Below are 17,525 nucleotides of genomic sequence, written 5' to 3' on the forward strand. Positions count from 1 at the left end.
ATGTTCGAGTCCGTCCAGGCCCTGATCGCCGAGCACGCCGCGCTCCAGGAGGAGCTCGCCGACCCGGCACTGCACGCCGACGCTGCGCGCGCGAAGCGGGTGAACCGGCGCTACGCCGAGCTCAGCCGCATCGTCGCCGCGCACGTCGCGTGGCAGCAGGCCGAGGACGACCTCGAGGCGGCGCGCGAGCTGGCCAAGGAGGACGAGGCCTTCGCCGAGGAGGTGCCCGCGCTCGAGGAGCAGCTCGCGGACGCGCAGGAGAAGCTGCGGCGACTGCTCATCCCGCGCGATCCCGACGACGGCCGCGACGTGATCATGGAGATCAAGGGCGGCGAGGGCGGCGCCGAGAGCGCGCTGTTCGCCGCCGACCTGCTGCGCATGTACATCCAGTACGCGCAGTCGAAGGGCTGGAAGACCGAGCTGCTCGAGCGCGACGAGTCCGACCTCGGCGGCTACAAGAACGTGCAGGTCGCGATCAAGTCGAACGCGAGCGACCCCTCGCAGGGCGTGTGGGCGCACCTCAAGTACGAGGGCGGCGTGCACCGGGTTCAGCGCGTGCCGGTCACCGAGACGCAGGGTCGCATCCACACGTCGACGACCGGGGTGCTGGTCTTCCCCGAGGTCGACGAGCCCGAAGAGGTCGACATCAACCAGAACGACCTGAAGATCGACGTCTACCGTTCCAGCGGCCCGGGTGGGCAGTCGGTCAACACGACCGACTCCGCGGTCCGCATCACGCATGTCCCCACGGGCATCGTCGTGGCGATGCAGAACGAGAAGTCGCAGCTGCAGAACCGCGAGGCGGCGATGCGCGTGCTCCGCGCGCGCCTGCTCGCGCGACAGCAGGAGGAGCTCGCGGCCGCGGCATCCGACGCCCGCAAGTCGCAGATCCGCTCGATGGACCGCTCCGAGCGCATCCGCACCTACAACTTCCCCGAGAACCGCATCGCCGATCACCGCACCGGCTACAAGGCGTACAACCTCGACCAGGTCATGGACGGCTCGCTCGAACCCGTCATCGAGTCGGCCGTGCGCGCCGACGAGGAGGCCCGGCTCGCCGACCTCGGCGACCACTAGCTCTCGGCCGCGCCTCCGCGCCAGTTCGCGGGCCTCAGCGCCATCCGCGAAGGCGCAGCGGCCTTCGAACTGGCGCGCGGACCTCTGAGCGACCCCTCCTCCCCAGCTCGCGGACGGGGCACAGGGCCCTCGAGTGCGAGCGGATGGCGCGGCCGGCATGCACCGCCGGCGATGCTCGGCGCATGGACCTCGATTCCTTCCCGATCGCCGCAGGCGGAGTGATCCCGTCCTCGCGAGCGCGCTCCGCCGGGGTGTCCTCATCCCTGTTGACGGCGCGTGACGCAGGCCGACTGGTCGCGGTGCGGCGGGGCGTCTACCTTCCGTCCGCCGGCGCAGAAGCGATGACCGCGACCGAACGGCATCGTTCCCAGGCTTTCGCGGTAGCTCACCAGCGCCCTGGTGTCGTCTTCGCCGGATTCACGGCTGCGCTACTGCTCGGCATGCCGATCGTCGGCGCGGTCCCGGAACACGTGACCGTCCTCGCCAAGGGAGCGTCCGGTCGACGACGCAACGGGGTCGTCGAGATCGTCCGAGGTGGTGCTGGCCGGATCCTCACCGCTGAGGGGGTCTGGACCACCGAGCCGATCCAGACGCTGATCGAAGTGGCGCGCACGCGGCCGCTGCTCACCGCACTTGCGATGACGGATGCCGCGCTCTTCCGCCCGCGGTTCGGCACCGGCGAAGCGCAGTGCACCGTCGAGCAGCTTCAGGAGGTGTACGCGGGCATGCTGCCGTTCCCCGGGAGCCGAAGGGTCGCGGCCGTACTCGACCGGGCGACGGATCTCGCCGAGACCCCGCTCGAGACGCTCAGCCGCCTGCGATTCGAGGAATTCGGATTCCCCGCGCCCGTCCTGCAGTGGTCGGTCGTGCGCCCGAGACGGCGCTCCGTCGCATTCCTCGATTTCGCCTGGCCCGAGTACCGCGTATGGGGTGAGGCGGATGGCGACGGCAAGTACCTCGGCACTGCCAGACGGAACGGCGATCGCCGTCCGGTCCAGGAGATCGTGGCGGACGAGAAGGGGCGCGAGAACGAGGTCAGGGCGGCGACGGGCTGGGCCTGCGCGCGGTGGGACTGGTCGGAGGCGTGGAACGCGCGACTCCTGCGCGACATCCTGATCGAAGCCGGGCTACCGCGCCTGCGGTGATCCGCCCGGCAGGCGGGCCGCCGCTGCGCCATCTCCGCGTCACGCGCGCCACTCGTCGTGGCGCACCGCCCGCCGAAGTGGCGCGCAGGAGAGGGCCCGTGCACGCGGTCGCCAGGCAGGCGGGCGGCATCCGCTCGCTCAGATGTGCCAGTCGACGTGCCAGTCGTGCTCGCCTCGGGCCGCGGCCGCCGTCGCGGGCGACAACGGCTTCGCCACGGCGGGGATCCCGACGAGCAGCGACTGCGGCGGAGCCCCCTTGGTGACGACCGCGTTCGCGCCGATGGCGCTGCCCTCGCCGATCTCGATGTCGCCGAGCACCTTCGCCCCGGCGCCGACGGTCACGCCGTCGCCGAGGGTCGGATGGCGCTTGGCGCCCCTGGGCGCGCCGCGCGGCGCCTTGCCGCCCAGCGTGACCCCGTGGTACAGCATCACGTCGTCGCCGACGATGGTCGTCTCGCCGATCACGATTCCCATGCCGTGGTCGATGAAGAACCGACGGCCGATGGTCGCGCCGGGATGGATCTCGATTCCGGTGAGGAAGCGCGTGAGCTGCGAGACCACGCGCGCGGGCAGGCGCAGCACGGGGACCTGCCACATGCGGTGCGCGAGGCGGTACGCCCAGATCGCGTGCAGGCCCGAGTACGCGAGGATCACCTCGAGGCGGCTGCGGGCGGCGGGGTCGTGCGAGCGCGCGGTGGCGACGTCCTCCCTGAGCCGGTCGAAGAATCCCACCCGTTCAGTCAAGCAGATCGAGGGGCGGCGCTCAGTCCAGCAGGTCCTCGTACAACACCGTCGAGAGGTACCGCTCGCCGTAGCTGGCGGCGATCACGACGATCGTCTTGCCGGCGTTCTCGGGCCGCTGCGCGAGCTGGGTCGCCGCGTGGACCGTGGCGCCCGACGAGATGCCGCCGAGGATGCCCTCCTCGACGCCGAGCCGGCGCGCCGTGGCGACCGCCTGTTCGATGTTCACGTCGATGATCTCGTCGTAGACCTCGCGGTCGAGGATGGCGGGCACGAAGTTCGCGCCGATGCCCTGGATCTTGTGGGGTCCGGGTGCGCCGCCGTTCAGGATCGGCGATTCGAGCGGTTCGACGCCGACGATCTGCACGTCGGGCTTGCGCTCCTTCAGCACTTGGCCGACGCCCGTGAGGGTGCCGCCCGTGCCGATGCCCGAGACGAAGATGTCCACGCCGCCGTCGGTGTCGTCCCAGACCTCTTCGGCGGTGGTGCGGCGGTGGATGTCGACGTTGGCCTGGTTCTCGAACTGGCGGGCGAGCACGGCGCCGGGCGTCTCGGACGCGATCTGCTCGGCGCGTGCGACGGCGCCCTTCATGCCCTCGGATCCGGGGGTGAGCACGAGCTCGGCGCCGTAGGCGCGCAGCAGCGCGCGCCGCTCCTTCGACATGGTTTCGGGCATCGCGATGACGACCCGGTAGCCGCGGGCCGCGCCGATCATGGCGAGCGCGATGCCGGTGTTGCCGCTCGTGCCCTCGACGATGGTGCCGCCGGGCCGGAGCTCGCCCGAGGCCTCGGCGGCGTCGACGATGCCGATGCCGAGGCGGTCCTTCACGCTCGCGGAGGGGTTGTAGAACTCGAGCTTGGCGTAGACCGTCGCGGCCGCGCCGTCGGTCACCTTGTTGAGCTTCACGAGCGGGGTGCGCCCGAAGACCTCGGTGATGTTCTCGTAGACCTGAGCCATGATGCTCCCTCTCCTGACGGCGTCGTGCCGCGGTCCAGCATACGGAGGGGGGCGCGTGCGGGGGAGTGGGTTACATTCCATTGCGTGAATGCACCCTCCGACGCCCACTCGCCGCGGTCGCTCCGCGAGGTCCGCGATGAGGCCGTCCGCACGCTGACGGCGGCGGGCGTGCCGGATCCCGAGGTGGATGCCGACCTCCTCATGGGGCACGTGCTCGAGCTGTCGCGCGGCGGCGTGCACGCGCGGCTCGTGGTCGGCGGCGAGATGGCCACGGCGGATGTCGCGGCGCTGGCCGCGCTCGTCGAGCGGCGCGCGCGGCGCGAACCGCTGCAGCACCTCACCGGCCGGGCCGCCTTCCGCTCGCTCGACCTCGCCGTGGGACCGGGCGTGTTCGTCCCGCGTCCCGAGACCGAACTGCTCGCTCAGCTCGCGATCGACGCACTGCGCGCAGCGGCCGAGCCCGAGCCGATCGCGCTCGACCTCGGAGCCGGCAGCGGGGCGATCTCACTCGCGATGGCGACCGAGGTGCCGCATGCGCGCGTGTGGGCGGTCGAGAACTCGCCCGCGGCGTTCCCGTGGACGCGCCGCAACGTCGAGGAGGTCGGCGCGCCGAACCTCGAGCTCGTGTTCGGCGACCTCGCCGAGGCGCTGCCCGAGCTCGACGGGCGCGCGGCGGTCGTCGCGTCGAACCCGCCGTACATCCCCGCCGGCGCGATCCCGCGCGACCCCGAGGTGCGCCTGCACGATCCCGAGCACGCGCTCTACGGGGGTCAGGACGGCCTCGACGTGGTGCGTGTCCTGTCCCGGCGGGCGTTCGCCCTGCTGCATCCGGGAGGCGCGCTCATGATCGAGCACGGCGAGTCGCAGTCCGCCGAGATCGCCGCGCTGCTGTCCGGCGACGGATGGCACGCCATCGCGCACCACCGCGACCTCACCGGTCGCGACCGGGTGACCACCGCCCGGCGCTGACGCCGAGGCATCCGCTCGCCCGGCTCAACGGCCTTCGAGGCGGGTGCGGGCCTCGCGGACCGCCTGGCGTTCGAGCTTCCGGGCGTCGCGCAGCCGCTTCTCGGCCTCGCGCACGCCCTTGCGCGCCTCGCGCACGCGCTTGTCGGACGCGACCTCGGGTGCGTCGTCGTGCGCCGGGGGAGCGGGTCGCTCGCCGGCGGCACGCTTCGCGAGGTAGTCGGCGACCCCGTCGAGCACGCGCTCGAGCCCGAACGCGAACGGGTCCTCACCGGTCGCGAACACGCCGGCATCGATGGCTCGCCGGAGCGCCGGGTAGTCGTCGGACGTGACGAACGCGTCGAGGATTGCGGACCGGCCGTCGTCGATCGCCTGCGGGTCGATGCCGGCCGCGCCGGCGGCGACCTCGTACGAGCGCTCGATCGTGCTCTGCCACCGGAGCTGCCCGGTCACGAGCAGGATGACGGCCACGCGCTCGTCCTCGTCGAGGGGCGCGTCGGCGAGCGCCGCGAGCATGGAGTCCATCCACGCGAGGTTGTTCGGCGTGACCGGCGTGCCCTGGATGGGGATGTCGAGCAGCCAGGGGTGTTCGCGATGCATCTCGAGCTGCGCGCGGCCCAGGGCACGGAGCCGGCCGCGCCAGTCGGACGCGTCGAGCTCGGAGGCGGGCTCGGGCGGCAGCCCGGTGCCGCGCTCCTGCATGAGCACGAGCAGGTCGTCCTTCGCCGTGACGTACCGGTAGAGGGACATCGTCGTGTAGCCGAGCGACTGGGCCACCCGGCTCATGGACACGGCCGCGAGCCCCTCGGCGTCGGCGATCTCGACGGCCGCGTCGACGATCCGCTCGATGCTCATCTCGCGCTTGGGGCCGCGCTGGGGGTTGGCGGCGACGCCCCATGCGAGGGCGACGCCGCGCGGCAGCTCGGGCTCGACGGGCGTCTCGGGGGTCATCCGGCTCCAATCGGCGGGCGATGCTTGCGTCCAGTGTAGAACTGTGTATTACTTAAACAGTCGTGCATGGCATACACAGTTTAATCCGTACACTGGAAAGGCGCAGCCCATGACCCTCGCGATCGACGCGCGCGGCATCGCCAAGCGATTCCGCTCCACCGAGGTCCTCAGCGACCTCGACCTCGCGGTCGAGACCGGCAGCGTGTTCGCCCTCCTCGGGCCGAACGGCGCCGGCAAGACCACGACCATCAACATCCTCACGACGCTCGTGCGACCCGACGCCGGCACGGCCGTCGTCGCGGGCGCCGACGTGCTCGCCGACCCCGACGGCGTCCGCGCGCGCATCAGCCTCACCGGCCAGTCGGCCGCGGTCGACGAGGTCCTCACCGGGCGCGAGAACGTCGTCATGCTCGCGCGGCTCTCGGGCCTCGGCGCCCGTGCGGCCCGCGCCCGCGCCGACGAGCTGCTCGACCGATTCGACCTCGCCGAGGCATCCGGCCGACGCGTGGCCACCTATTCGGGCGGGATGCGGCGGCGACTCGACCTCGCGCTGAGCCTCGTCGTGCCGACCCCCGTGATCTTCCTCGACGAGCCGACCACGGGCCTCGACACCCGCAGCCGGCAGGAGCTCTGGCGCATCATCCGCGAGGTCGCCGACCAGGGGGCGACGGTCTTCCTCACCACGCAGTACCTCGAGGAGGCCGACCGGCTCGCCGACCGCGTCGCGGTGCTCGATCGTGGGCGAGTCGCGGCCGAGGGCACCGCGAGCGTGCTCAAGGCGCAGGTCGGCGGCGAGGTGGTGGAGCTGCTCGGGCCCCACGACGAGGTGCTCGCCGAGCTGCCCACCGACGGCACGGTGCACGGGCTCCGGGCCGCGGTCGACGAGCTCGACCGGCTCGCGGCCTCCGCCGTCGACGGCACCAGAGTCGCGATCCGACGCCCGAGCCTCGACGACGTCTTCCTCGCCATCACCTCGAACCCGGCGGAGGCCGGGCGCGAGGCCGACCTCATCGGAACGAAGGGCTGACCATGACCACCCTCATCGACACCGCGCCGTCCCGCGCCGGCTCCACCCCCGCGCTCGTGCGGTCCCGCCCCGCCGGGTTCACGGCCGAGGCCGTCTTCATCCGCCGGAGCATCACGCACTCGCTGCGCGACACCGAGGCGCTGCTCATGGCGGTGTTCCTGCCGACCATGCTCATGCTGCTCTTCACGTACGTGTTCGGCGGCGCGCTCGACCCCTCGGGCGGCTACGTCGACTACGTCGTGCCCGGCATCATCCTGCTCTGCGCCGGATTCGGGGCGAGCTCGACCGCGCTCTACGTCGCGCGCGACATGACCACGGGCGTCATCGACCGGTTCCGCACGATGCCGCTGCGTGCCGGCGCCGTGCTCACCGGCCACGTCGTCGCGAGCGTGCTGCGCAACCTCTTCGCGACCGGCGTCGTCATCGGCGTCGCCCTGCTCGTCGGCTTCCGGCCCACCGCGACGCCGTTCGAGTGGGTCCTTGCGATCGGGCTCATCGCGCTCTACATCCTCGCGATCACGTACCTCTTCGCCGCGATCGGACTCGCGGCGTCGAGCCCCGACGCCGCGAACGCCTACGGCTTCATCCTGCTGTTCCTGCCCTACCTCTCGAGCGCGTTCGTGCCCGTCGAGACGCTGCCCGACTGGCTCGCGTGGTTCGCCGAGCACCAGCCGATCACGCCGGTCATCGAGGCCATCCGGAGCCTGCTCATGGGCACGCCCATGGGCGACGCGGCCTGGTGGGCGGTCGGCTGGTGCGGGCTGTTCATCGCGATCGCCGCCGTCTGGGGCGCCTGGCTCTTCCGCCGCAAGGCCGCCCGCCGCTGACGCGACGGCGAGCCGGTGACGGATGCCGCGGGGCCGACACGCTCCGCGGCATCCGTCATGCCCAGCCCTCGCACCCGCTCCGCGTCTAGAATCGATCGGTCATGACTGTCATCCACGACTGCTCGGTCGAGTCCGAGCTCCTCGCCGGCATGCGCCTGGCCCGTCGCGCCATCGGCAGCGGCGAGCTGGTCGTCATCCCCACCGACACGGTGTACGGCCTCGCGGCCGATGCGTTCAGCCCCGCGGCCGTGCAGCGACTCCTCGACGCGAAGGGTCGCGAACGCACGTCGCCGCCGCCCGTGCTCGTGCCGGGCATCCCCACGCTCGACGCGCTCGCGGTCGAGGTCCCCGACGCGGTCCGCTCGCTCGTCGCCGAGTTCTGGCCGGGCGGTCTCACGGTGATCCTGCGCGCCCAGCCCTCGCTGCAGTGGGACCTCGGCGAGACCCGCGGGACGGTGGCGCTCCGGATGCCCGACCACCGCATCGCGCTCGAGCTGCTGTCCGAGACCGGGCCGCTGGCGGTGTCGTCGGCGAACCTCTCGGGCCAGCCGTCGGCCACCTCCGCGCAGGACGCCGCCGGCATGCTGGGCGACCTCGTCGCGGTCTACCTCGACGGCGGTGAGGCGGGCGCGGAGTACCAGGCGATCGGCGAGCGTCCCGGCGACACGTCGTCGACGATCGTGGATGCCACGGGCATCGACGCCGACGGCACGGGCGTGCTCCGCATCGTCCGCGCGGGCGTCATCTCGCGCGAGCGCATCGCCGAGGTCGTGGGGGAGGAGCTGCTCGCGCCGGCCGTCGAGCCGGAGACGGTCGACGCCGAGGCGGAGGCCGAAGTCGCGCCATCCGTCGACGCGACTGACGCACCCGACGCCACTCCCGGCCCGGCCGACCGGACGGACGCCGCCGCCTCATGACCCTGTTCGTCGTCCTCGCGCTCGTCGCCGCGGTCGTGACGTTCGGCGGCTCGCTGGTCGTGTGGAAGCTGAGCCTGAAGTACCGGCTCTATCCCAAGATCCGCGAGCGCGACGTCCACACGCGCCCGACGCCTCGGCTCGGCGGCATCGCCATGTTCGTCGGCATCCTGGTGGCGTTCGGCGCCGCCGCGTGGGTCTCCACGCTCGGCATCGAGCGGTTCGCGAACGTGTCGATCATCTTCCAGGACCGCTGGCAGGTCCCCGCCATCCTGCTCGCCGCCGCCCTGATCGTCGCGATGGGCGTCGCCGACGACATCTGGGACCTCGACTGGGTCACGAAGCTCGCCGGCCAGTTCATCGCCGCCGGCCTCATCGCCTGGCAGGGCGTGTCGATCGTGTCGCTGCCGATCGGCGGGCCCGACGGCGGCATCACGGTCGGCTCGTCGTGGATGAGCGCGACCATCACGGTGTTCACGATCGTGCTCGTGATGAACGCGATCAACTTCATCGACGGACTTGACGGCCTCGTCGCCGGCGTCGCCCTCATCTCGAGCGGCGTGTTCTACCTGTACTCGTACCTGCTCGTGCAGCAGACCTCGCCGACCAACTACTTCAACCTCGCGTCGCTGCTCGCGGTGCTGGTGGTCGGCGCGTGCCTCGGATTCCTGCCGCTCAACTGGCACCCGGCGAAGCTGTTCATGGGCGACGCGGGCGCCCTGCTCGTCGGATTGCTCATGGCCACGTCCGCGATCGCGGTCACAGGCCAGGTCGACCCGTCGCTGCTCGGCACCGACGAGCTGTTCCCGGCCTTCATCCCGATCATCATCCCGTTCGCGGTGCTCATCATCCCGCTGCTCGACTTCGGCCTGGCCGTCATCCGCCGGCTGCGCGCCGGCAAGTCGCCGTTCGCGGCCGATCGCAAGCACCTCCACCACCGGCTGCTCGACATGGGCCACTCGCACCTGCACGCCGTGCTCATCTTCTACGGGTGGACGGCCGTGGCTTCGTTCGGGTGCCTCCTCGCCTTCGTGTTCCCGGTCTACTTCGGGATCGACTCGAGCTGGGCGTTCCTCATCCTCGGCGTCGGCTTCGTGGTCCTCGCCGCGTTGACGCTCGCGCCGCTCGGGCGACGCAAGCGCCAGACCGTCGCCGCCGAGGCGGAGTCCGCGACCGCCCCGTACGAACCCGGACTCGACGAGCTCTCGGGCGCACGACCCCTCACCACCACCGACCGTTCGGCGATGCCGGACGAGCACCCCCCAGGAGCCCGATGAGCACCGCGCCGCGCGACCGCGCCGACCGCACGCCCACCTCGAACCCCGTGCTGCGGCGCGCCCTGCTGTGGGGCGCCGTCCTCGCGGCCGTGATCGCCGTCGTCGGCGGCGTCATCGGCTTCGCGGTGGCGGGGGTCGAAGGACTCGTGAGCGCGCTGCTCGGCACCGCGATCGCCGTGGTCTTCATGGGCATCACGGCGGCGAGCATCCTGCTCGCGAACCGGTTCGCCGGGTCCGACGTGTTCGTCGGCGCCTTCTTCGGCATCGTGCTCGGAGGCTGGCTGCTGAAGTTCATCCTCTTCATCGTCCTCGTGGTGCTGCTGCGCGGAGCGGACTGGCTCGACCCCGTGGTGCTGTTCCTCTCGATCGTCGCGGGCGTCATCGGATCGCTCGTGGTCGACGTGCTCGTCGTCGCCCGCGCGCGGCTGCCCTACGCGAGCGACACCCAGCTCCCGCCGGCCCCGTCGGACGACTGAGCGCGGGCCTCGGTGCGCCTCCGTCGCCCGTGTCATGCTGCGATCGGCATGCGGCCCGGTCGTGACGCACTTCTACACGCCGTAGCGATTCGTCGGGGGGCCGAGTTGTTGCTAGAGTAGGGGCGATCCCCCACGGCTCCGCCCTGCTCCGGCATGTGCGCCGGGCCGTGTTCCGATGTTCGTCGACGCGAGAGCCCCGCTCCACGCCCCGAAACAGGAGATAGCGCTGCTAGCGAACGCTGTGAACCTGCTGGTTCGAATCCAAACCAACGATGGTGAATTCCACGGGCCCTCGATCGAGGAGTTCTTCCCCGACCCGATCGCATTCGAGGGCACGCCCTTCGAGATCAACCGCATCATCCTGGTCCGCTGGGTCGCCGTCATCGCGCTGCTCCTCGTGTTCTGGCTCGGCACGCGCAGCATGCGCGTGGTGCCCGGCCGGTTCCAGAGCCTCGTCGAGATGGGGCTCGACCTCGTCCGCGTGAACGTCGCCGACGACCTGCTCGGCAAGAAGGACGGCAAGCGGTTCCTGCCGATCCTGACGACGATGTTCTTCCTGATCCTCTTCATGAACCTGACGGGCGTCATCCCCGGCCTGAACATCGCGGGAACCTCGGTCATCGGCGTGCCGCTCGTGCTCGCGATCGTGTCGTACGTCACGTTCATCTACGCCGGCATCAAGCAGAGCCCCGGCAACTTCTTCAAGAACTCCCTCTTCCCGTCGGGCGTCCCGTGGCCGGTGTACATCATCGTCACGCCCATCGAACTGATCTCGACGTTCATCATCCGCCCCGTCACGCTGACGCTGCGACTCATGATGAACATGATCGTCGGCCACCTGCTGCTCGTGCTCTTCTTCGCGGCGACGCAGTTCTTCGTCTTCACGCTCGGCGGCTGGTACACCCTGCTCGGCGCGGGCAGCTTGGCCTTCGGCCTCGTGTTCACGCTGTTCGAGGTGCTGGTCGCCGTCCTGCAGGCCTACGTCTTCACGCTCCTCACCGCGGTCTACATCCAGCTCGCGGTGGCGGAGGAGCACTGAGCCAGGGCATCCGCCCGAAGAGAACCCCAAGAAAGGAAACCCCAACGTGGACGCAACCACCGTTCTCGCTGAGATCAACGGCAACATCGCGACGGTCGGCTACGGCCTCGCCGCCATCGGCCCCGCCATCGGCGTGGGCATCGTCGTCGGCAAGACCATCGAGGGCGTGGCTCGCCAGCCCGAGCTCGCCGGTCGCCTCCAGGTCCTGATGTGGATCGGCATCGCCTTCACCGAGGCGCTCGCCTTCATCGGTATCGCGACCTACTTCATCTTCACGTCCTAGTCGCTCCGCGGCCACCAAGGAGGCAACTGTGCTTCACGCAGTACTCAGGGCTGCTGAGGAGGGTCACGAGGCGACTCCGAACCCGGTCCTCCCGGCGACCTACGACATCGTCTGGTCGGCGGTCTGCTTCATCGTCATCCTCGTCTTCTTCTGGCGGTACGTGCTGCCGCGCATGCAGAAGCTGCTCGACGAGCGTGCCGAGGCCATCGAGGGCAACATCGCGAAGGCCGACGAGGCCCAGCGCAAGGCCGAGGCCGCGCTCGAGGAGTACACGGCGCAGCTCGCCGATGCTCGGAGCGAGGCAGGCCGGATCCGCGAGACCGCCCGCGAGGACGGCAAGCGGATCGTCGCCGAGGCCAAGGACCAGGCGACGACCGAGGCGGCGCGGGTGACCGCGAGCGCCCAGGCCCAGATCGAGGCCGAGCGCCAGGCGGCGCTCGTGTCGCTGCGCAGCGAGGTGGGCACCATCGCCATCGACCTCGCGTCGGGCGTCGTGGGCGAGTCGCTCTCCGAGGATGCCAAGGCCCAGGCGGTCGTGGACCGCTTCCTCGCCGACCTCGAGGCGTCCGAGCAGGCCGCCGCAGGAGGGAAGAAGTAGTCCATGGGCAGCGCTACGAGAGAGGCCCTGGCCGGCACGCGAGCCGAGCTCGCGGAGCTCGGCCGGGCCGAGCTCCCGGTGGCCGGCGACCTCCTCGCCGCGACCCGGGTGGTCGCCGCGACGCCGCAGCTGCGCACGGCGCTCACCGACAACGAGGTGGACCCGGCTGAGAAGCGCGCGCTCGCCGAGCGCGTGTTCGGCGGCCGGATCGCGCCGGCGGCGGTCACGCTCCTCGTGAGCGCGGCGTCGCTGCGGTGGTCCTCGTCGGCCGACTTCCTCGACGGACTCGAGGAGCTCGGCCTGCGCGTCGCGGCCGATGCCGCCGACGCCGAGGTCGATGCCGAGCTGTACGCGTTCCAGCGGACCGTCGCCTCCGACGCCGAGCTCGAGCTCGCGCTCGGGTCGAAGCTCGGTTCGAGCGACGCCAAGGTGAAGCTGGTCGAGCGCCTGCTCGCTCCGGCCGCGTCGCCCGCGACGACGCTCGTCGTGCGCCACCTGGTGCAGTCGCCCCGGGGCCGCCGCATCGGCGAGATGCTCCGCGGCGCGGCATCCGTCGTCGCAGACCAGCGCGGATTCGACGTGGCGACCGTGACCACTGCGGTGCCGCTCACCGACGCCCAGTTCGCCCGCCTCGAGCAGTCGCTCGGGGCCCAGGCCGGCCGCCGCGTCCGGTTCGACGCCATCGTCGATCCCTCGTTGCTCGGCGGTATCCGGGTGCAGATCGGCGACGACGTCATCGACGGCAGCGTCGCCAGCCGCCTCAACGACCTGAGGCAGAAGCTCGCCGGCTGACGCCGACCGACCACGACCGGCGTCCGCGCCACGACATCCCAGTAGCTAAAGGAAATGGCAATGGCAGAACTCTCCATCAGCCCCGACGAGATCCGTTCGGCTCTCTCGGAGTTCGCCCAGGCGTACGAGCCGGGCGCGGCCCAGAAGACCGAGGTCGGCTACGTGCGCGACGCCGCCGACGGCATCGCGCACGTCGAGGGCCTGCCCTCGGTCATGGCGAACGAGCTCGTGCGCTTCGCCGACGGCACGCTCGGCCTCGCGCTGAACCTCGACGAGGACGAGATCGGTGTCGTCGTGCTCGGCGAGTTCACCGGCATCGAGGAGGGCATGGAGGTGACCCGCACGGGCGAGGTCCTCTCGGTGCCCGTCGGCGAGGGCTACCTCGGCCGCGTCGTCGACCCGCTCGGCGCTCCGATCGACGGCCTCGGCGAGATCGCGACCGAGGGTCGTCGTGCCCTCGAGCTCCAGGCGCCCGGCGTCATGCAGCGCAAGTCGGTGCACGAGCCGCTGCAGACCGGCATCAAGGCGATCGACGCGATGATCCCGGTCGGCCGCGGCCAGCGCCAGCTGATCATCGGCGACCGCCAGACCGGCAAGACCGCCATCGCGATCGACACGATCATCAACCAGAAGGCGAACTGGGAGTCGGGCGACCCGACCAAGCAGGTCCGCTGCATCTACGTCGCGATCGGCCAGAAGGGCTCGACCATCGCCTCGGTGAAGGGTGCGCTCGAAGACGCCGGCGCGATGGAGTACACGACGATCGTCGCCGCTCCCGCCTCCGACCCCGCGGGCTTCAAGTACCTCGCCCCGTACACCGGATCGGCCATCGGCCAGCACTGGATGTACGCCGGCAAGCACGTCCTGATCATCTTCGACGACCTGTCGAAGCAGGCCGAGGCCTACCGCGCCGTCTCGCTGCTGCTGCGTCGCCCGCCGGGCCGCGAGGCGTACCCCGGCGACGTGTTCTACCTGCACTCCCGGCTGCTGGAGCGCTGCGCGAAGCTGTCCGACGAGCTCGGCGCGGGCTCGATGACCGGCCTGCCGATCATCGAGACCAAGGCGAACGACGTCTCGGCGTACATCCCCACCAACGTGATCTCGATCACCGACGGCCAGATCTTCCTGCAGTCCGACCTCTTCAACGCCAACCAGCGTCCTGCGGTCGACGTCGGCATCTCGGTCTCGCGAGTCGGCGGTGACGCCCAGGTGAAGTCGATCAAGAAGGTGTCGGGAACGCTCAAGCTCGAGCTGGCCCAGTACCGCTCGCTCGAGGCCTTCGCGATGTTCGCGTCCGACCTCGACGCGGCGAGCCGCCGTCAGCTCGCGCGCGGCGCGCGCCTGACCGAGCTTCTCAAGCAGCCGCAGTACTCGCCGTACCCCGTCGAGGAGCAGGTCGTCTCGATCTGGGCCGGCACGAACGGCAAGCTCGACGAGGTGCCGGTCGAGGACATCCTGCGCTTCGAGCGCGAGTTCCTCGACTACCTCGGCCGCAACACGACCGTGCTCGGCGACCTGCGCGACACCAACGTGCTGAGCGACGAGACCGTCGCCACGCTCGAGTCCGAAGTCGACACGTTCAAGCTCGAATTCCAGACCGGTGAGGGCAAGCCCCTCGCGTCGGTCGGCAAGGAGCAGTTCGAGGCGATCGGCGAGGACGAGGTCGTGCAGGAGAAGATCGTCAAGGGCCGTCGCTAGTCGATTCCTCCGTTCCCTGAGGCTCTCGGGGAACCGGTCGGATCGGCCGGGCCGACAGCCTCAGGGACAGGAACCCAGGACACAGGAGAAACATGGGAGCGCAGCTTCGGGTCTACCGCCAGAAGATCAAGTCGGCGCAGACGACCAAGAAGATCACGCGAGCGATGGAGCTCATCTCCGCCTCGCGGATCGCCAAGGCGCAGGCGCGCGTCGCCGCGTCCACGCCGTACTCGAACGCGATCACTCGCGCCGTCTCGGCGGTGGCGAGCTACTCGAACGTGTCGCACGTGCTGACCACCGAGCCCGAGCGCGTCGACCGCGCGGCGGTCGTGATCTTTACCTCCGACCGCGGCCTCGCGGGCGCCTTCAACTCGCAGGTCCTGCGTGAGGCAGAGGAGCTCACCGAGCTGCTCCGCAGCCAGGGCAAGGAGGTCGTGTACTTCCTCGTGGGCCGCAAGTCGGTGGGCTACTTCTCATTCCGTCGGCGCGATTTCGAGCGCAGTTGGATCGGAGGGACCGACAACCCGGAGTTCGAGACGGCCAAGGAGATCGCCGACGCGGTGCTCGAGGCGTTCCTCCGCGACTCGGCCGACGGCGGCGTCGATGAGATCCATATCGTCTACAACCGCTTCGTCAGCCGCATCAGCCAGGTGCCGGTCGTCACCCGCCTCCTCCCGCTCGAGGTCGTCGAGGCCGAGGCAGAGGCGGCCCCGTCGGGCAAGGCCGAGGTCTTCCCGCTCTACGAGTTCGAGCCCGACGCCGAGACGGTCCTCGACGGGCTGCTCCCGGTCTACATCGAGAGCCGCATCTTCAACGCCATGCTGCAGTCGGCCGCCGCGAAGCACGCGGCCACGCAGAAGGCCATGAAGTCGGCCACCGACAACGCCGACAAGCTGATCCTCGACTACACGCGCCTGGCCAACGAGGCACGCCAGTCCGAGATCACGCAGCAGATCGCAGAAATCGTGGGTGGAGCGGACGCGCTCTCCTCCTCCAAGTAGCTACAGATTCACCAGAAGGAAGAGAACATGACTGACACCGCTACCGCGCCAGTCCAGGGCACGGCGGGCACCGTGGGCCGCATCGCCCGCGTGACCGGCCCCGTCGTCGACATCGAGTTCCCGCACGACTCGATCCCCGAGATCTACAACGCCCTGAAGACGAAGATCGACATCGAGGGCCAGACGACCGAGCTGACCCTCGAGGTCGCGCAGCACCTCGGCGACGACGTGGTCCGTGCGATCGCGCTCAAGCCGACCGACGGCCTGGTCCGCGGCCAGGAGGTGCACGACACCGGCGAGGCGATCTCGGTCCCCGTCGGCGACGTCACCAAGGGCAAGGTCTTCAACGTCATCGGCGAGATCCTCAACGGCGAGCCGGGCGAGACCATCGAGATCACCGAGCGCTGGCCCATCCACCGCAAGCCGCCGAGCTTCGACCAGCTCGAGTCGAAGACGCAGCTCTTCGAGACCGGCATCAAGGTCATCGACCTCCTCACCCCCTACGTGCAGGGTGGCAAGATCGGCCTCTTCGGTGGTGCGGGCGTCGGCAAGACCGTCCTCATCCAGGAGATGATCCAGCGCGTGGCGCAGGACCACGGTGGTGTGTCCGTGTTCGCCGGCGTCGGCGAGCGCACGCGTGAGGGCAATGACCTCATCCACGAGATGGAGGAGGCGGGCGTCTTCGACAAGACGGCCCTCGTCTTCGGCCAGATGGACGAGCCGCCCGGGACCCGCCTTCGCGTCGCCCTCTCGGCCCTCACCATGGCCGAGTACTTCCGCGACGTGCAGAAGCAGGACGTGCTGCTCTTCATCGACAACATCTTCCGCTTCACGCAGGCCGGTTCCGAGGTGTCGACGCTGCTCGGCCGCATGCCCTCCGCCGTGGGCTACCAGCCGAACCTCGCCGACGAGATGGGCATCCTCCAGGAGCGCATCACGTCGACGCGCGGCCACTCGATCACCTCGCTGCAGGCCATCTACGTGCCCGCCGACGACTACACCGACCCGGCGCCCGCGACCACGTTCGCGCACCTCGACGCGACCACCGAGCTCTCGCGTGAGATCGCGTCCAAGGGTCTCTACCCCGCGGTCGACCCGCTGACCTCGACGTCGCGCATCCTCGACCCGCGGTACCTGGGCGAGGACCACTACCGCGTCGCGACCACGGTCAAGCAGATCCTCCAGAAGAACAAGGAGCTGCAGGAGATCATCGCGATCCTCGGTGTCGACGAGCTGTCGGAGGAGGACAAGATCACGGTGTCGCGTGCGCGCCGGATCCAGCAGTTCCTCTCGCAGAACACCTACATGGCGAAGAAGTTCACGGGCGTCGAGGGCTCGACGGTTCCGCTGAAGGACACCATCGAGTCGTTCGACGCGATCGCTCGCGGTGACTTCGACCACGTCGCCGAGCAGGCCTTCTTCAACGTGGGCCCGATCTCCGACGTCGAGGAGAAGTGGGCGCAGATCCAGAAGGAGAACGGCTGATCATGGCCGCCCTCAACGTGAGCGTCGTCTCGGCCGACCAGGAGGTCTGGTCGGGCGAGGCGGCCATGGTGGTGGCGCGCACGGTCGAAGGCGAGATCGGCATCCTGCCGGGTCACGAGCCCATGCTCGCGATCCTCGCCGGCGGCGAGGTGCGTGTCACCCTGCCCGGTGGAGAGAAGATCACCGCCGACGCGGAGGACGGCTTCCTCTCGGTCCACTCCGACGCCGTCCAGGTCGTGGCTTCCCGAGCGTCGCTGGCCTGAGAGGACG

Annotated in this window: 19 protein-coding genes; 16 read left to right on the forward strand and 3 right to left on the reverse strand. The window is 70.3% G+C overall.

All coding sequences use genetic code 11. The annotated features are described in order from the left end of the window. Complete coding sequence (gene prfA / locus ACFQ58_RS13120) at positions 1 to 1,077, forward strand: peptide chain release factor 1 (RefSeq protein WP_376951571.1); 1,077 nt, start codon at positions 1 to 3, stop codon at positions 1,075 to 1,077. A 440-nt stretch (positions 1,078 to 1,517) separates the two neighbouring features. After that, complete coding sequence (locus tag ACFQ58_RS13125; protein WP_376951572.1) at positions 1,518 to 2,222, forward strand: hypothetical protein; 705 nt, start codon at positions 1,518 to 1,520, stop codon at positions 2,220 to 2,222. A gap of 138 nt (positions 2,223 to 2,360) precedes the next feature. On the opposite strand, the gene epsC is transcribed toward ACFQ58_RS13125, so the two are convergent. Next, positions 2,361 to 2,954 (reverse strand): serine O-acetyltransferase EpsC, encoded by a 594-nt coding sequence (gene epsC / locus ACFQ58_RS13130; RefSeq protein ID WP_376951573.1) that lies wholly within the window; start codon positions 2,952 to 2,954, stop codon positions 2,361 to 2,363. Between the two features lie 31 nt (positions 2,955 to 2,985). Beyond that, positions 2,986 to 3,921 (reverse strand): cysteine synthase A, encoded by a 936-nt coding sequence (cysK, locus tag ACFQ58_RS13135; RefSeq protein WP_376951574.1) that lies wholly within the window; start codon positions 3,919 to 3,921, stop codon positions 2,986 to 2,988. Between the two features lie 84 nt (positions 3,922 to 4,005). On the opposite strand from cysK, the gene prmC reads away from it, so the two are divergent. Further along, complete coding sequence (gene prmC, locus ACFQ58_RS13140) at positions 4,006 to 4,890, forward strand: peptide chain release factor N(5)-glutamine methyltransferase (RefSeq protein WP_376951575.1); 885 nt, start codon at positions 4,006 to 4,008, stop codon at positions 4,888 to 4,890. Between the two features lie 24 nt (positions 4,891 to 4,914). Here the strand turns inward: prmC and ACFQ58_RS13145 are convergent, their stop codons facing one another. Beyond that, a complete protein-coding gene (locus ACFQ58_RS13145) occupies positions 4,915 to 5,838 on the reverse strand; it encodes a TetR/AcrR family transcriptional regulator (RefSeq protein ID WP_376951576.1) in 924 nt (307 codons plus the stop codon). Positions 5,839 to 5,947: 109 nt separating this feature from the next. Between ACFQ58_RS13145 and ACFQ58_RS13150 the strand changes: the two genes are divergently transcribed. The 13 genes from ACFQ58_RS13150 to ACFQ58_RS13210 all read left to right on the forward strand — a co-directional run bounded on the left by ACFQ58_RS13150 (position 5,948) and on the right by ACFQ58_RS13210 (position 17,518). Then, a complete protein-coding gene (locus ACFQ58_RS13150) occupies positions 5,948 to 6,865 on the forward strand; it encodes an ATP-binding cassette domain-containing protein (protein WP_376951577.1) in 918 nt (305 codons plus the stop codon). A gap of 2 nt (positions 6,866 to 6,867) precedes the next feature. Beyond that, positions 6,868 to 7,692 (forward strand): ABC transporter permease, encoded by an 825-nt coding sequence (locus ACFQ58_RS13155; protein WP_376951578.1) that lies wholly within the window; start codon positions 6,868 to 6,870, stop codon positions 7,690 to 7,692. Between the two features lie 101 nt (positions 7,693 to 7,793). Beyond that, positions 7,794 to 8,609 (forward strand): L-threonylcarbamoyladenylate synthase, encoded by an 816-nt coding sequence (locus ACFQ58_RS13160; RefSeq protein WP_376951579.1) that lies wholly within the window; start codon positions 7,794 to 7,796, stop codon positions 8,607 to 8,609. After that, positions 8,606 to 9,883, forward strand: a complete 1,278-nt coding sequence (locus tag ACFQ58_RS13165; protein ID WP_376951580.1) for an MraY family glycosyltransferase — start codon at positions 8,606 to 8,608, stop codon at positions 9,881 to 9,883. Before ACFQ58_RS13160 ends, ACFQ58_RS13165 begins: the two co-directional genes overlap by 4 nt. Then, positions 9,880 to 10,359 (forward strand): hypothetical protein, encoded by a 480-nt coding sequence (locus tag ACFQ58_RS13170; RefSeq protein ID WP_376951581.1) that lies wholly within the window; start codon positions 9,880 to 9,882, stop codon positions 10,357 to 10,359. The genes ACFQ58_RS13165 and ACFQ58_RS13170 overlap by 4 nt, the downstream gene beginning before the upstream one ends. A gap of 241 nt (positions 10,360 to 10,600) precedes the next feature. Beyond that, positions 10,601 to 11,398 (forward strand): F0F1 ATP synthase subunit A, encoded by a 798-nt coding sequence (atpB, locus tag ACFQ58_RS13175; protein ID WP_376951582.1) that lies wholly within the window; start codon positions 10,601 to 10,603, stop codon positions 11,396 to 11,398. Positions 11,399 to 11,444: 46 nt separating this feature from the next. Then, positions 11,445 to 11,681 (forward strand): ATP synthase F0 subunit C, encoded by a 237-nt coding sequence (gene atpE, locus ACFQ58_RS13180; RefSeq protein WP_092670904.1) that lies wholly within the window; start codon positions 11,445 to 11,447, stop codon positions 11,679 to 11,681. 28 nt (positions 11,682 to 11,709) lie between these two features. Next, positions 11,710 to 12,279: a F0F1 ATP synthase subunit B gene (locus ACFQ58_RS13185; RefSeq protein WP_376951583.1), complete on the forward strand. Its 570-nt coding sequence runs from the start codon at positions 11,710 to 11,712 to the stop codon at positions 12,277 to 12,279. A 3-nt stretch (positions 12,280 to 12,282) separates the two neighbouring features. Further along, the gene (locus ACFQ58_RS13190; RefSeq protein WP_376951584.1) at positions 12,283 to 13,071 is read left to right on the forward strand and encodes a F0F1 ATP synthase subunit delta; all 789 of its coding nucleotides are present in this window, start codon (positions 12,283 to 12,285) and stop codon (positions 13,069 to 13,071) included. Between the two features lie 60 nt (positions 13,072 to 13,131). Then, positions 13,132 to 14,769, forward strand: coding sequence for a F0F1 ATP synthase subunit alpha (atpA, locus tag ACFQ58_RS13195; protein WP_376951585.1), 1,638 nt, complete (start codon positions 13,132 to 13,134; stop codon positions 14,767 to 14,769). Positions 14,770 to 14,861: 92 nt separating this feature from the next. After that, positions 14,862 to 15,770, forward strand: coding sequence for a F0F1 ATP synthase subunit gamma (locus tag ACFQ58_RS13200; RefSeq protein WP_376951586.1), 909 nt, complete (start codon positions 14,862 to 14,864; stop codon positions 15,768 to 15,770). 27 nt (positions 15,771 to 15,797) lie between these two features. Continuing rightward, the gene (gene atpD / locus ACFQ58_RS13205; RefSeq protein WP_376951587.1) at positions 15,798 to 17,255 is read left to right on the forward strand and encodes a F0F1 ATP synthase subunit beta; all 1,458 of its coding nucleotides are present in this window, start codon (positions 15,798 to 15,800) and stop codon (positions 17,253 to 17,255) included. A 2-nt stretch (positions 17,256 to 17,257) separates the two neighbouring features. Then, complete coding sequence (locus ACFQ58_RS13210; RefSeq protein WP_376951588.1) at positions 17,258 to 17,518, forward strand: F0F1 ATP synthase subunit epsilon; 261 nt, start codon at positions 17,258 to 17,260, stop codon at positions 17,516 to 17,518. Positions 17,519 to 17,525 lie beyond the last annotated feature (7 nt).

It is taken from the genome of Agromyces sp. NPDC056523, assembly GCF_042794545.1.
In the GTDB taxonomy this organism is placed as follows: domain Bacteria; phylum Actinomycetota; class Actinomycetes; order Actinomycetales; family Microbacteriaceae; genus Agromyces.

Excerpts from the sequence above, each read along its gene's own strand:
- prfA (WP_376951571.1), top strand. The coding sequence starts at position 1 with ATGTTCGAGTCCGTCCAGGCCCTGATCGCCGAGCACGCCGCGCTCCAG.
- ACFQ58_RS13125 (WP_376951572.1), top strand. The coding sequence starts at position 1,518 with ATGCCGATCGTCGGCGCGGTCCCGGAACACGTGACCGTCCTCGCCAAG.
- cysK (WP_376951574.1), bottom strand. The coding sequence starts at position 3,921 with ATGGCTCAGGTCTACGAGAACATCACCGAGGTCTTCGGGCGCACCCCG.
- ACFQ58_RS13145 (WP_376951576.1), bottom strand. The coding sequence starts at position 5,838 with ATGACCCCCGAGACGCCCGTCGAGCCCGAGCTGCCGCGCGGCGTCGCC.
- ACFQ58_RS13150 (WP_376951577.1), top strand. The coding sequence starts at position 5,948 with ATGACCCTCGCGATCGACGCGCGCGGCATCGCCAAGCGATTCCGCTCC.
- ACFQ58_RS13155 (WP_376951578.1), top strand. The coding sequence starts at position 6,868 with ATGACCACCCTCATCGACACCGCGCCGTCCCGCGCCGGCTCCACCCCC.
- ACFQ58_RS13160 (WP_376951579.1), top strand. The coding sequence starts at position 7,794 with ATGACTGTCATCCACGACTGCTCGGTCGAGTCCGAGCTCCTCGCCGGC.
- ACFQ58_RS13165 (WP_376951580.1), top strand. The coding sequence starts at position 8,606 with ATGACCCTGTTCGTCGTCCTCGCGCTCGTCGCCGCGGTCGTGACGTTC.
- ACFQ58_RS13170 (WP_376951581.1), top strand. The coding sequence starts at position 9,880 with ATGAGCACCGCGCCGCGCGACCGCGCCGACCGCACGCCCACCTCGAAC.
- ACFQ58_RS13190 (WP_376951584.1), top strand. The coding sequence starts at position 12,283 with ATGGGCAGCGCTACGAGAGAGGCCCTGGCCGGCACGCGAGCCGAGCTC.
- atpA (WP_376951585.1), top strand. The coding sequence starts at position 13,132 with ATGGCAGAACTCTCCATCAGCCCCGACGAGATCCGTTCGGCTCTCTCG.
- ACFQ58_RS13200 (WP_376951586.1), top strand. The coding sequence starts at position 14,862 with ATGGGAGCGCAGCTTCGGGTCTACCGCCAGAAGATCAAGTCGGCGCAG.
- atpD (WP_376951587.1), top strand. The coding sequence starts at position 15,798 with ATGACTGACACCGCTACCGCGCCAGTCCAGGGCACGGCGGGCACCGTG.
- ACFQ58_RS13210 (WP_376951588.1), top strand. The coding sequence starts at position 17,258 with ATGGCCGCCCTCAACGTGAGCGTCGTCTCGGCCGACCAGGAGGTCTGG.